Source organism: Sphingobacteriaceae bacterium, from assembly GCA_002319075.1.
Classification (GTDB): Bacteria; Bacteroidota; Bacteroidia; order B-17B0; family Aurantibacillaceae; genus Aurantibacillus.
Map to the genome: position 1 here is coordinate 1140482 of NVQB01000001.1, position 14089 is coordinate 1154570.

The 14089-nt window shown below is 38.5% G+C and carries 14 protein-coding genes; 10 read left to right on the forward strand and 4 right to left on the reverse strand.

Annotation, left to right across the window (positions count from 1 at the left end):
* The first annotated feature begins 143 nt into the window (after positions 1-143).
* The gene (locus CNR22_05110; GenBank protein PBQ31168.1) at positions 144-752 is read left to right on the forward strand and encodes a hypothetical protein; all 609 of its coding nucleotides are present in this window, start codon (positions 144-146) and stop codon (positions 750-752) included.
* Between the two features lie 61 nt (positions 753-813).
* On the opposite strand, the gene CNR22_05115 is transcribed toward CNR22_05110, so the two are convergent.
* Entirely contained in the window at positions 814-2496 is a 1683-nt protein-coding gene (locus tag CNR22_05115) for a hypothetical protein (protein PBQ31169.1), read from the reverse strand.
* 126 nt (positions 2497-2622) lie between these two features.
* Here CNR22_05115 and CNR22_05120 point away from each other — a divergent pair, with 126 nt between their 5' ends.
* Positions 2623-3561 carry a hypothetical protein gene (locus CNR22_05120; protein PBQ31170.1) on the forward strand — a complete coding sequence of 313 codons (939 nt, stop codon included), beginning with the start codon at positions 2623-2625 and terminating at the stop codon, positions 3559-3561.
* Positions 3562-3575: 14 nt separating this feature from the next.
* Here the strand turns inward: CNR22_05120 and CNR22_05125 are convergent, their stop codons facing one another.
* Genes CNR22_05125 through CNR22_05135 form a run of 3 tightly spaced genes read right to left on the reverse strand, consistent with a single transcriptional unit; the run spans position 3576 to position 6564 of the window.
* Positions 3576-4235: a hypothetical protein gene (locus CNR22_05125; GenBank protein PBQ31171.1), complete on the reverse strand. Its 660-nt coding sequence runs from the start codon at positions 4233-4235 to the stop codon at positions 3576-3578.
* Between the two features lie 20 nt (positions 4236-4255).
* Positions 4256-5494, reverse strand: coding sequence for a pyridine nucleotide-disulfide oxidoreductase (locus CNR22_05130; protein PBQ31172.1), 1239 nt, complete (start codon positions 5492-5494; stop codon positions 4256-4258).
* Complete coding sequence (locus tag CNR22_05135; GenBank protein ID PBQ34825.1) at positions 5494-6564, reverse strand: SAM-dependent methyltransferase; 1071 nt, start codon at positions 6562-6564, stop codon at positions 5494-5496. The genes CNR22_05130 and CNR22_05135 overlap by 1 nt, the downstream gene beginning before the upstream one ends.
* 170 nt (positions 6565-6734) lie before the next feature.
* On the opposite strand from CNR22_05135, the gene CNR22_05140 reads away from it, so the two are divergent.
* From CNR22_05140 to CNR22_05175, 8 genes are all read left to right on the forward strand, one after another.
* On the forward strand, positions 6735-8261 hold the full coding sequence (locus CNR22_05140) for a histidine ammonia-lyase (protein ID PBQ31173.1): 1527 nt from the start codon (positions 6735-6737) through the stop codon (positions 8259-8261).
* 52 nt (positions 8262-8313) lie between these two features.
* The gene (locus CNR22_05145; protein PBQ31174.1) at positions 8314-9045 is read left to right on the forward strand and encodes a 3-oxoacyl-ACP reductase FabG; all 732 of its coding nucleotides are present in this window, start codon (positions 8314-8316) and stop codon (positions 9043-9045) included.
* A gap of 5 nt (positions 9046-9050) precedes the next feature.
* Positions 9051-10268: a beta-ketoacyl synthase gene (locus CNR22_05150; GenBank protein ID PBQ31175.1), complete on the forward strand. Its 1218-nt coding sequence runs from the start codon at positions 9051-9053 to the stop codon at positions 10266-10268.
* 22 nt (positions 10269-10290) lie between these two features.
* Complete coding sequence (locus CNR22_05155) at positions 10291-10548, forward strand: acyl carrier protein (protein ID PBQ31176.1); 258 nt, start codon at positions 10291-10293, stop codon at positions 10546-10548.
* A 7-nt stretch (positions 10549-10555) separates the two neighbouring features.
* A complete protein-coding gene (locus CNR22_05160) occupies positions 10556-11458 on the forward strand; it encodes a lipid A biosynthesis acyltransferase (protein PBQ31177.1) in 903 nt (300 codons plus the stop codon).
* A gap of 93 nt (positions 11459-11551) precedes the next feature.
* A complete protein-coding gene (locus CNR22_05165; GenBank protein PBQ31178.1) occupies positions 11552-12025 on the forward strand; it encodes a hypothetical protein in 474 nt (157 codons plus the stop codon).
* Between the two features lie 3 nt (positions 12026-12028).
* Complete coding sequence (locus tag CNR22_05170) at positions 12029-12928, forward strand: hypothetical protein (protein PBQ31179.1); 900 nt, start codon at positions 12029-12031, stop codon at positions 12926-12928.
* Between the two features lie 4 nt (positions 12929-12932).
* Entirely contained in the window at positions 12933-14078 is a 1146-nt protein-coding gene (locus tag CNR22_05175) for a hypothetical protein (protein PBQ31180.1), read from the forward strand.
* The last annotated feature ends 11 nt before the right edge of the window (positions 14079-14089 follow it).

The following is a 14089-nucleotide window of genomic DNA, read 5'->3' on the forward strand; positions in this document are numbered from 1 at the left end:
TCAATAACCACCAGGACGGCTTTTTTTTTAAACCATGCTTTATATGCTGGTACTTTAAATTTAGATTATATATTCCAGTCACCTTTTGTGATTCAAAAAATAGAGTCTATATTTATCTCATATTTAATCTCAAACCATCAACTATGAAAAAATTAAAATTAGCTTTATCAGCGTTTATTTTGCTTGCATCATTTGTAACCAGCCAGGCTCAAGTTAGGCTTGAAAGTGGCGATTTAGCTCCGCTAAAAGGAGTTACAAAAGTAAATATTGTTTATGATTATTCTAAAATGGCAGTTGGCGGTTATGCTACTGAACAAGAATACATAAACAAAAAGATGGACGACTATAAAAAAGAGCCTGAAAAACAGACTAAATGGAAAGATGGTTGGTTTGGTGCCCGTAAAGCACGTTATGAGCCGAAGTTTGAAGAGTTGTTTAACTCTGTTGGTTCTAAAACAGGTATTATGGGAGTAAACAATGCAACAGACGGTCCGGTAACATTAAAAGTTGAAACAACATTTACTGAGCCAGGTTTTAACGCAGGAGTTGTTAGAAAATCTGCTTCATTAGACTTTAAATGTACTTTCTCTAAGGACGGAAAAGATTTTGCAACCTATACGATCAGGAATGTACCCGGCGGAACTGCTATGGGATATGATTTTGATGCGGGCTCCCGTATCGCAGAAAGCTATGCTAAAGCAGCAAAAATGTTAATGAAAGACGTAAACAAGCGTTTGAAAAAAATTAAATAAAATTCAGTTTGCATAAAAAAAGCCGGACAAGTTGCTCCGGCTTTTTTGTTTGCTATCAGTACTACTTAATCTCTATGGAATAAAGTACATTTTTCTTTTTTCTTCTTTCAGAACTAATAAGATTTGTATGACCTCCATTCACAAATTCGCGAACCGAAAATCTGGTTTTATAATCTTCAATTTCTCCAAGATTGTACTTTTTTACGTTACCGTTTGCACTCACCGTTACCCCATTTAAAAAACCTCCACGACCATCCTGGTGCCACTTCGGAGCCTCATCTACAGGCAGATTAAAGTTTTTCAAATTATCCACATAAAAAATATGAAGATCATTGTTTGATGTCATTAAAGTATTAATAGAAATCCCGGGACCATAAGCACCGGCGGAGTGCTGTGCTTTCGGAATTTTTTTAACCCAGTCTAATTTTCCGCCTGATCCGATGGCCAATATAAAAACGTCAAGCGCATAAGTATCATATTTTGTTCTCATACACTTACAACCTGCGTCATAATAAGTAGATACAACAGTGTAGTATTGTTCAGCCACTATACGAGTAGAGCCATCTGAATTCGTAAAGATAGAATTGATCTCAAGATTTGTAATCCCTAAATCAAAATCGTCATCCTTCCTCTCCTTCTTCTCAATTTTTCTTCTCTCTTTGTCAGATGTAAAGGCTTTAATCACCTCCGCTGGAATTTCGAAATATCCCCCATTTATTTTAGTAAAAGTTCCCTTTTCATTGTCCATCTTAACCATATAAGCGCCATCAACAGGCTTATTCAGACCTTTGGAATAAAAACCGGTTATAGCGATAGCATGTGTTGCATCTTCATATATCCACGCTTCGGTAGGAAAGCGATTATTATCCAACTGAATTTTATTCATTTTCGCCGCTTTTTTTCCTTTTTCGTAAATTAAGACTTCAAAATGGTAATTTGGTTTCTCTTTATCTTTTCTTCCCTCTTTTGCATTATCGCCTTCATAAACTTTGGCAAGAAGATAAACCGATCCATCATCTGCAAGAATAAACCCTAAATTATCCATCTTAGCTTCCACGTATGGCATTTCATATTCTCCGCCCCAAAGCTTGCTTAGGTTCTCATCATATACATGAATTCCTACAATTTCTTTGTTTATAGCATCTTTTCTCTCCTTAGGCTTTAACGAATAGGTATATAGAAATTTCGTTTTATCTTCCGATATTTTTAAATCATAACCACCCATACTGCCATTGTAACCATATGCCGGTATGCCGTATGCAAAGCTGTAGCCCATGCCCCATCCTCCATTAATAAGGACTTTATCCGACGATTTAAAAAGACTCTTTGCACTTCCTGTAAAACTTAAAGTTTTAGGATTAAATTCAAGAGCGGCAATACCTTCTTTATCTTCCTCTCTGAATACTTCGCGGGCAAATAAATAGGTTTTGTTTTTGAATTTTACGAAGCTGTTAAAATTTGAACGCTCACTGAATTTTCCTTCTATATCAACCGTGTTTTCAGTTTCATACTTTAAATCGTTCGAAAATTTTTGAAAATTGAAAGACCTCAGATCCCTCATGTTCACCTGGATAATTCCATAATCTCCGTATGGAATCGGATTAGCGACAAGATGTTTTTTCGGTGATTTAAATTCAATAGAATTTCTAACAGCATACGGACCTTCCATATGTTGCGGTTTTTGAGCTTGTACAGTTTTACATAATGCAAGCGAGAGGCACGTAGCCATCAGTGTTTTGTTCATTGGTTGTGTGAATTTTGAGTTGTGGCTAAAAGTAGTTAAAATTTTCCGAGACACACGAAAAATTCATCTCTCCATAAAACAAAAACAATCTTGCCGTCTTTAAAATTTAGAAGTTGTTGCGCGGGCTTGCATTTTGTTGGGTTATTTGGTGATGCCTTATTAAATTATTTGAAACACGAAACAATTTTTATATTTACGGGCAATAGTAATACCCATGCAAAATTGAAAACACGCGCTCTAATTCTGCTCATCACTTTTCTAGTCTGTCATAAGTTTGGCTCGGCACAAGAGCGCCTTAGTTTTTGCACTTATAAAGACGCTTTGATTGAAGTAAATGAGTGCGTTATACTTTTGAAAGATACCTATACACGAAAAAATTTATTTACGCGAACTACTGTTTACTTTACAAATCCAACCGATAACTTTGTAATTCTGGATACTAAAAATATTTTTTTGAGCTCGGACAAAAAAAGTAAATTATCTGGTAAATACGATCGGCTGATTATTATTGCTCCCCATTATACAAGAAAATTTTACCTCAAGTTTCCCGCGAAAACTTTTATGAACGACAGTATTTGTTTCGATTTTAGCAGAATGGATATTTCAAATGGCCCTGGCAAAGGATACGAAGCACAAGAAATACCTGCAAAGACAGATAATACAATGACGTGGGACAACCTAACGCTTCACATTCTTGAAAAAAAACGGGCGGACGAAAATTACATTCTCAAACTTCAAATAAATTATAAAGGGAGTGGCTTCTTAGCTGTGGATGAAAAAAAAGTTAGCATGAAATTTTCTCACCGCGAGCAACTTTGTATCAATAGCTCTATCTATCCTGCTCATTTCTATTTCAGTGCCGGACCTACAAATGAAATTCTTACTGTTGCCTTTCCGATAAACTGTTATGTAGCGGAAGATCGCGATAAAGTTCTTTTTTTGAAAGACGTATTTACTGAATATCCGGTGGCATTAAAACCCGGAGGTAGAATTATTTTGAAAATTTCGGAAGACAGTGCGCTGCATCTGGATGACAAAGAGGAAGAAAAAGGGGAGAAAAACTAAATGAAGTTGCTTTCTTAATCCTTCTTTTCGTAATCAATATTCCTTCCCATAGTGCCCCTGAAACGTTTCCATTTTCCTTCGCGTTGGGTGATGGGCACGAATTCTTTTACTTTAAAATCCTGGTACTTTACGGCGGGCGTATCGTGCGACAAAATTCGCACTGTGTCAAATATCGCGGGTAAAAAATAAACCTCTTTGTGTGTTTTTCTTTTCGCAAAACGGTAAAGCAATTTTGACTGAAACGGATCGCTGCAAACGGCTATAGATTTGAATCCATTACGTTTTGCCAGCTTATACCCGTACCATACATTTTCGGTGCTGTGTTCTGCTTTGTCTTCCACAATAATATGTTCGCGTGGAACGCCCATAGCGACGAGGTACTCAGCCATAATTACACCTTCCACATAGGGCGTGTAAACAGAACTTCCGCTGGTAATAATGTTTTTTGCTATGCCTTTATCATATAAGTGCTTTGCCCATATCAGGCGCAGCTGCAACACTTTATCCCAGGCTGGTTCTACAAACTGAATTCCAGGAACGATAATAGCATCATACTGTGCGTGGGCTCTGAGTGCCCTGCGCTCCATTCCCCTCGCCGAGGGTTTAAATAAGAGACAACTACTTAGAAAAATAAAAATTGCACCTAGAAGAAAAATGATCAGTAAACGGTTCATACCCAACCAAGGTACGAAATTTAATTTATTACTTTTCTGTGACGGATAATTTTCGCCAGGGAAGCAATGGCCTTGTCGTGTTTTTTCACGAATGGATTTTCAAGATCCCAAACATACCCTGCTAATACCGAACAAATTTGTTTTTTAAATTCGGGATCCGGATTTTCAGAAAAGAAAACATCGTGAAGATCACCTGTGTACCAGGCCGCCACGTAAGAACGGAAAGTGTTTATTCCTTGCATCATGTGATCGGTGTATTGCGTTTGCCAGTCGACAGATTTTCCATTTAAAAAATCGCAAACAAGTTTACCTGCTTTATTTCCTGATTCCATGGCGAAAGTAACACCTGAAGAAAAAATAGGATCTAAAAATTCTGTAGCATTTCCACAAAGCACAAAACCGTCTCCAAATAATTGTTTGGTGGAAATCGCATACCCTTCAATGCTGCGCGGTTCAAACATCATTTCTGCATCACTAAAACGCTCTCTTGTATTATCGTCCTTATGAATGATGGCTTTCATTCTTTCAGTAGGATCTTGTGGCAGATCCTTGTAAAATTCGGGATCAGCAACAAACCCAACGGATGTCACCCCATTTGAAAAAGGAATGATCCAGATCCAGGTACGGGGCTCATGCACCACAACCGTTATACGATTGCCATCCACACCCTCAGGACGTTTCAGATCTTTAAAGTGAGTGAAATGTGTTTTACGGGGCTCAAAATTTGAAGGTTTATCCAAATTAAACATACGGGGAATCACTCTTCCGTAGCCACTTGCATCAACAATATATTTTGCTTCTATGTGTTTTTCTTTGCCTTCTTTATCTACAACAGTTGTTACAGAATCCGTTCCGTGAAATTCAATTTTAGTAACTGCTGTTTCGTGTTCCACATCAACTCCCATTGAAGCAACGGTTTGCGAAAGAATCTGATCAAATTGACTGCGTGGCACTTGCCAGGTCCAGTTCCAGCCTTCGCTAAACTGATCTGTAAAATTAAAATCGCAAATTTCCTTACCGCGAACAAATTTGGCACCGAATTTTTCCTGGAACCCGGCTTTTTTTACCGCTTCCAGCAATCCTGCTTCATCCAGGTGATCCATCACACGTGGCAGTAAACTTTCGCCGATAACAAAGCGAGGAAATTTTTCTTTCTCCACAACCTTTACTTTAAATCCTTGTTTGTTTATCATAGAACTGGCTATGCAGCCCGCAGGGCCTGCACCAATTACTAACACATCCACCTTTTCTATTTGCATTATTTTATTTTTTTACACTTTAATAAAGAATGACTTACGCCAATATTATCGATCTGTTCAACAACTTCCAGCCCAGATTGTTTAATTAAATTTAAAAACACTTTGCTGTCGTACATTTGACTGTTACCGTTAGCCATGGCTGTAAAATATAACGAAGTCATCTGCAAACAAAATGCCGAGGCACTAAAACGCTGTTTGTCCCAAAATAGCTCGAGAATATAAACATAACCATCATCTGCCAGTGCAGCGGTGCAACGCGTTAAAATCGAAACAATTTCCGCATCCGAAAAACAATCCAGAAACTGGCTCATCCAAATACCGTCGCAATCTTTTGGAAACACGGTATCTTGTTTAAGAATATCAGCTTCGTGAAAATCTATACGGTGTGAAAGTCCTTTGCTGGCTATATTTTCGCGGGCCATCCTCGTCTGTCCGGGAAGATCCATGATGGTCATTTTAACATCGGGTGAATAGTTTGCACAGGCTATAGACCATTTTCCTGTATTGCCACCAATATCAAGAATACGTTTTGGTTTATGGTCGAGCACATGAGGTAAAACCTGTTCGAATGCATTATCAGAATAATAGTGATCAAATTTAAACCAGCTTTCTTTGGCAGGTTCCGGAAAAGTGGAAAGTCCTTCGTAAAGGGTTTTCCAGTCACCCAACTCCTTTAAACCTTCCGGCTTACCTTTTTCTAAACTTTTATCAAGATGTGCTAATCCTTTATAACACACATCGTTTGTAAAATCAAGATTCACACGGGTTAATTCGTCATTTAAAATAAAATAACCGGTTTTTGTCAGAAAATATTTGTTTTCGCTGATATACACCAAACCTATACCCAGGCCCGCTTCGAGCAATACTCTCACAGTGTAAGTTGGTAATTTAACTTTTTCAACTAAATCCTCCAGTGTAATGCCAATTCTCCTGGTTTTCTCGATTTGCTGAAGTATTCCGTTGTCGCGCATGATGCGGCTTGCCTGAAACACCATGGGCGCAAAGGCGATCCATTGCGCATATTCTTTGGCCTCCAAAGCGTTGCGGGTGTCTGCTGTAAAAAATTCCATAGTTTTCATTGTGTAAAGAGGGTAAATATAAGACAAAGAAAAGCACTAAATCCTGATAAATATCCGCTTTTTTCAAGACCACCGGCTTTGTTAATTTAGCCGCTTTTCAGCAAAAAGTTTTTGTATATTCGCGGTCCGATAATTAGCGGACTTTAGCGTAAAAAAGAAGTATGGTAAACCTGGGTGGCAGTAAATTAACTTTTAATGAATGTTATGATATTCTTGTACATAACAAATCCATTGAATTGAATGATAACGCCATGTCGCATGTGTATCAAAGCTATTTCTTTTTAAAGGAATTTATAAAAGATAAACTGATTTACGGAGTTAACACAGGTTTTGGCCCGATGGCGCAGTATAAGATAAGCGACAAAGATCAGGCACAATTACAATACAACCTCATTCGCAGTCACTGTTCGGGTAGTGGCAATCCCATTGAACCTATAAATGTGAAAGCCCTTATGCTTGCCCGTTTAAGTACTTTAATGCGTGGTTATTCGGGCATTCATCCAGATGCTGTGATCTTATTAAAGGAGCTCATCAACCGCAATATTTATCCTGTTATTTATGAGCACGGTGGCTTGGGCGCGAGTGGTGACCTGGTTCAGTTGGCACATTTAGCGCTTACTCTTATTGGAGAAGGTGAAGTGCATTACAAAGGAGAAATTGCAGATACAGCAGAAGTTTTTAAAAAAGAAGGAATTACTGCACTTACTGTTCATATTCGCGAGGGATTAGCCCTAATGAATGGAACTTCAGCCATGTGTGGCATTGGATTGATCAATCTTATTCACGCAAAAAACCTGGTTAAGCATTCGGTTGCCGCTACCAGTATGATAGTAGAAATGGTTCAGTCTTATGACGATCACTTTTCAAATGAATTAAACTCCGTAAAATATCACGCGGGACAAAATAAAATAGCTAAAGAAATGCAGGACTTTCTGCAGGACAGTAAGCTTATTAAAAAACGCGAAAAGCATTTATACCACGCTCCTATTAAAGAAAACATTCTTAAAGATAAAGTTCAGGAATATTACTCTATTCGTTGTGTGCCGCAAATCTTAGGGCCGGTGCACGACACCATAGCTTACGCGGAAGAAGTTATTATAAACGAGATTAACTCCGTTAACGATAATCCCATCATTGATTACGAAAACAAAAACGTTTTTCACGGTGGTAATTTTCATGGAGATTACGCCGCGCTTGAAATGGATAAGCTGAAGATTGTTATGACCAAGCTTTCTATGCTTTGCGAACGTCAACTGAATTTTTTACTGAACGACAAACTGAACGGCATTTTACCGCCTTTTATAAATCTTGGTACAATTGGTTTAAACCTTGGAATTCAGGGTGTACAATTTACCGCCACCTCCACAACGGCAGAAAATCAAACTTTGAGTTTTCCAATGTATGTGCACAGCATTCCCAGTAATAACGATAACCAGGATATTGTGAGTATGGGTGCAAATGCCGCTTTAATCACTCAAAAAGTCATTAACAATTCTTACGAAGTTATTGCGATAGAATTTCTTGCCTTGATACAAGCTTTGGATTACCTGGAATTTTTACCGAAAATTTCAAAAAAAGCGCGTAATTATTACGAAGAGTTGCGTGTTTTAGTGCCAACATTTAAAGACGACAGCATTCGTTATAAAGAACAAAAGAAGATCGTTACCTATTTAAAAAGCAAAATTTAATCCGTAAAATATAAATTCGTTAAATTTGTATTAAGTAAGCACTAAAAAAACTATGACAAAATTTGCTTTGGTTACTGGAGGCTCGAGAGGTATTGGCAGAGCTGTTTGCCTTACTTTGGCCGAAATGGGCTATAATATTCTGGTAAACTACCAATCTAACGAGGAAGAGGCCAATAAAACTCTAGCCCTTGTAAAAGAAAAAGGAGTGACCGGAGAAATTATGAAATTTGATGTTTCAAAATTAGATCAGGTTACTGCAGTTTTAGATACATGGATGCAAGCCAATAAAGACAAAGAAATTGAAGTACTCGTAAACAACGCCGGTATCCGTAAAGATAACCTGATGATGTGGATGAGTGATACCGAATGGCACTCCGTAATGGATATAGCCGTAGATGGGTTCTTCTATGTAACACGACTGGTAATTAAGAACATGCTCGTTAAAAAACACGGTCGTGTAATCAATATTGTTTCTCTTTCAGGATTAAAAGGGTTGCCCGGACAGACTAATTATTCAGCTTCTAAAGCAGCTGTAATAGGCGCTACCAAAGCCCTCTCGCAGGAAGTTGGCCGTCGTGGCATTACTGTAAATGCTGTGGCTCCCGGTTTTATTAAAACAGAAATGACACAGGACCTGAACGAAAAAGATTTTAAATCATTGATACCAATGAACCGTTTTGGAGAAGTACAGGAAGTAGCCGACGTTGTAGGCTGGCTGGCTTCCTCTAAAGCGACGTATGTTACAGGACAGGTTATTTCTGTAAACGGAGGATTATATTCTTAGACAAGATGAGAAGAGTTGTAATTACTGGAATGGGAATTTGGTCGTGCCTTGGCGATAACCTCGACGAAGTGAAAAAATCTTTGTACGAAGGTAAATCGGGCGTGGTTTACGACGCTGAAAGAGAGCAGTGGGGCTACCGTTCTTGTTTAACCGGAAAGGTAACAACCCCTCAGTTAAAAGGTGTATTAGACCGTCGCGCCAGAGTGCAACTTTCACAGGAGGCTGAATACGCCTATCTTTCTACCGTTGAAGCATTGAAGAATGCCAAAATGGATCAAGAGTGGATTGATAAAAACGAAGTCGGCATTTTATTTGGTAACGACAGTTCTGCGAAAGCCGTAATGGAAGCCATTGATATTGTACGTGTAAAAAAGGATACTACACTCATTGGTTCAGGCTCTATATTTCAGTCGATGAATTGTACCGTGACAATGAACCTTTCTACAATTTTTAAATTAAAAGGTCTCAATTTTACTATCAGCGCTGCCTGCGCAAGTGGCTCCCACTCTATTGGCATGGCGTACCTGATGATTAAATGGGGGCTTCAAAATCATATTATTTGTGGCGGCGCGCAGGAGGTAAATCCTTTTGCTTTTGGAAGTTTCGACGGCTTAAGTGCCTTCTCTGTCAATCAAAGTGATCCTACAAAAGCTTCTCGTCCCTTCGACAAAGATCGTGACGGACTGGTGCCAAGCGGTGGTTCTGCTACTTTAATTTTAGAAGACTATGAATCTGCGGTAAAACGTGGCGCGCCTATTCTTGCTGAAGTTGTAGGTTATGGATTTTCTTCAAACGGAGAACATATTTCCAATTCAAGCGTTGATGGCCAGGTACGGTCTTTACAAATGGCTTTAAAAGACGCCAATATGACCCAGGCTGATATCGATTACATCAACGCTCACGCAACTTCTACCCCGGGCGGCGATACCGCTGAGGCAATTGCTATAGATACTGTATTTGGAGAAAGTAAACCTCTGGTAAGTTCAACAAAATCAATGACGGGTCATGAGTGCTGGATGGCGGGTGCCAGCGAGATAGTGTATTCTATGCTGATGATGCAAAACGACTTCGTAGCGCCGAATATTAACTTCGAAAATCCCGACGAGGCATCTGCTAAATTGAATATTGCCACTAAAACTGTTGATAAAAAGATAACTACTTTCCTCAGTAATTCTTTTGGATTTGGCGGAACAAATTCAACTTTGATAATTAAAAAAATATAACACCCGAAAATAGACTCAAACAATGACAAAAGATCTGATTATATCAAAAGTTAACGAGTTTTTAGTTGACGAATTCGAAGTAGAAAGCGCGAAAATAGTGCCAGATGCTAATATGCGCGAGACTTTAGATCTGGACAGCCTTGATTACGTTGATCTTGTTGTGGTGATTGAAAGTAATTTCGGTTTTAAAGTGGTGGGTGAAGATTTTATCAGCATCCATACTTTCCAGGATTTTTACGATTACTGTTACGAAAAAGTAAGTCAAAAAGACGCTGCTTAATTGCGCCATGCCTGAGAACAGCAAGTGGGAAGGAAAAACCAGGGGCGGGCTCAGCGGGCACAAAATTTTTGTATTTATTCTCAACACATTCGGGCTACCAGTTGCCTATTTCTTTTTGCGATTTGTAGCCTTTTACTTTTTTCTATTTACCAAATCCACAAAAACAGCGCTGAAATATTTTCGTGAAATTCACGAATATAAAGGCCTTAAGGCTTACCGCGCCACCTATCAGAATTATTTCCTATTCGGCCAGATTCTCCTCGATAAAGTAGCTTTATTATCCGGTGTAAAAACCAATTTTACGATCGAACACGATGGTCATGCCGAAAACCTCGAAAGTTTAAAAACTTCGGGCAAAGGCAGTATTCTTTTAAGTGCACATATCGGAAATTGGGAGATTGCCGGACAAATGCTGAACTCGTTAGACACGAAATTTAACGTGCTCATGTATGATAACGAAGCTGAGAAAATGAAAGAATACATGAGCAAAGTGATGGGCAAAAAAAGCTTTAATGTAATAGCTATTCGCGATGGAGACATGAGTCACCTCATAGAACTTCACAGAGCTTTTTCAAATAACGAACTCGTGGTGATGCACGGCGACCGTTTTCTTCCCGGTACGGCCACCATTGAGAAAAATTTTATGGGTAAGCCTGCAAAATTCCCGTCCGGGCCATTTATAATGGCGGCCAAATTCGGCGTTCCTGTTACGCTTGTTTTCGCGGTTAAAGAAACCAAAACCCATTACCATTTTTTTGCACGCAAACCCATTGAAATGAAACGTGCCCGAACAAAAGAAGACATGGAACTGGCGGTAAAAACAGGCTCCGATCAGTATATAAAAGAACTGGAGTTTATGCTTAAAAAATACCCCACACAATGGTTCAATTTTTATGATTTTTGGAAGTAATTTTTCCAATTAATAACAATTACCGCCACTATTTACAAAGTTTAACCCTTTGCTGAAATTTCATTTTGTGTTATCTTTAAGCACCCCTATTTTATGCAGTTGAAATTTACCATTTTGTTTACCCTTTGGCTTGGTGTTATTACTGCTCAATCGCCCTTTACGCGGAGCACATTTTACCATGCTTTTATGGGCAATAAAATAGAAGGAATCGACAAAGAATTGGAAGCTTTAAATGCGGTGAGCGGAAACGAAGCATTTAAAGGTGCTATGTTGATGAAAAAATCGGGCCTGGTTTCGCAAACCAAAGAAAAACTCAAGCTTTTTAAAGAAGGACATAAAGCTTTGGAACTCACTATACACAACGACTCTACAAATGCAGAATATCGGTTCCTGCGATTGGCGATTCAGGAAAATGCACCAAAAATCGTCAACTACAACAAAGAAATTAAGGCAGATGCTGCTTACCTTCGTAGAAATTACCAAGGTCTTTCACAAGGTTTGCAGAGAGTTGTAATAAACTACAGCAAAACCTCTAAAGAATTAAAGCCAGAGGATTTTAAACACTAAGTTATGAGTAAAAAAATACTAGTTCTTTATTATTCACAAACAGGACAGCTCACAGACATCCTGAACAGTTACACTCAGCCTTTAATTCAGGCTGGTAATACTGTGGAATTTGTAAGAGCGCATCCCCAAATTGAGTATTCTTTTCCATGGTCTGGTAAATCCTTTTTTGCTGTAATGCCAGATTGCATACAAGGTATTACTACAAATTTAAAACCATTCGAACTTAAAGAAAGCAAATACGATTTGATTATTTTTGGCTACCAGGCCTGGTTTTTATCGCCAAGTATCCCTGCCAACTCTCTATTGCAGGATCCACGGGTGCGAGCACTTATGAAAGATACGCCGGTAGTAACAATAACGGGTGCAAGAAATATGTGGATCAGCGCTCTCGAAAAAATTAAAGTCACTTTTAAAGAAATTGGCGCGAAACATGTAGGTAATATTGTTCTCGTGGATAAGCATCACAACCTTATTAGCTTTATAACTATTTTTCGCTGGATGTTCAAAGGTAAAAAAGAACAAGCCGGTTCGGTATTCCCAGCATCGGGAGTTTCACAGGAGGATATTAAACATACCCGGGTTCTTGGCGAAATTACCAATAAGCATTTAACAAATAGCGACTGGAGTACCTTGCAAAATGAACTTTTTGCCAATAAATCTGTTGTAGTAAAATACAATTTAATGTACACTGAATCAAAAGCCGTTCGTTTGTTTGGAATCTGGGCCAACTTAATAGTAAAAAGAAAAAACCGCGATCCATGGCTGGTAGCTTTCAAATATTATATTATTATCGCTTTGTTTATTGCGGCACCAGTCATTATTACCGTGCACACAATTTTCTTTAAGCCTTTTATGAGATCAAAAACAAAAAAACAATTAGCATATTACGCAGGAGTTAACTAAATCTATGTCTTTAAACAACGTCTACATAACCAATACGTCCTCATTTTTTCCTAACGACCCCATTGCCAACGATGAAATGGAAGGGTTTTTAGGTCAGCTTAACGGAAAACCTTCGAAATCAAGAGCGATAGTTTTACGCAACAACGGCATTAAACGCCGCTTCTACGCGATCAAAGAAGGAAAACTAACACATACAAACGCAGAAATGACGGCTCTTGCCGTGAAAGGATTATTCAAGGATAAACCTGAAAATATCAAGTCTGTGGAGCTTTTAAGTTGCGGGACTTCCTCGCCCGATCAGATGTTACCTTCTCACGGCGTAATGGCCCATGGCTATCTTCCGGAGATGAATCATATTGAGGTGGTTTCACCCTCAGGGGTTTGTTGCGCGGGAATGCATGCTTTAAAGTATGCATATATGTCGGTAAAGTCTGGTGAAATTGAAACAGCTGTAGCTACAGGTTCCGACAGATTTTCTGCTTCTTTACTTGCAAATAATTTCCAGGATGAAATCGAAAAATTAAAAGAGCTGGATAAAGATCCTTACATAAGTTTTGACAAGGATTTTTTACGCTGGATGCTCTCGGATGGTGCTGCTGCTTTTTTACTTTCAGATAAACCAAATACAAGCGGACTCAGCTTAAAGATAGAATGGATAGAAGGTTTTTCCTTCGCCAACGAATACGAAGCCTGCATGTATATGGGTGCTGAAAAAAATACAGACGGCACTTTAACGAGCTACCTCGATTATACTCCCCAGGAAGCAATGTCTAAATCTGTTTTTTCAATAAAACAGGACGTAAAATTATTGAGTAAAAACATTGTGGTTCTTGGAGGCATTGGGCTAAAACAATCTCTTGAAAAACATAAAGTTTCTACAAACGAAATAGATTATTTTTTACCGCATTTATCGAGTGGATTTTTTAAAGAAAAAGTATATGAACAATTAATCGTTAACGGAAATCCAATTCCTTACGACAAATGGTTTGTAAATTTAAGTGAAGTTGGAAATGTGGGAGCTGCCTCTGTTTACCTAATGGTAGACGAATTATTTAAAAGTGGAAAACTGAAAAAAGGAGAAAAAATTTTGTTACTCGTTCCTGAAAGCGGACGTTTCTCCTACATGTATGCCCTGCTTACTGTTTGTTAAGATTTAAAATT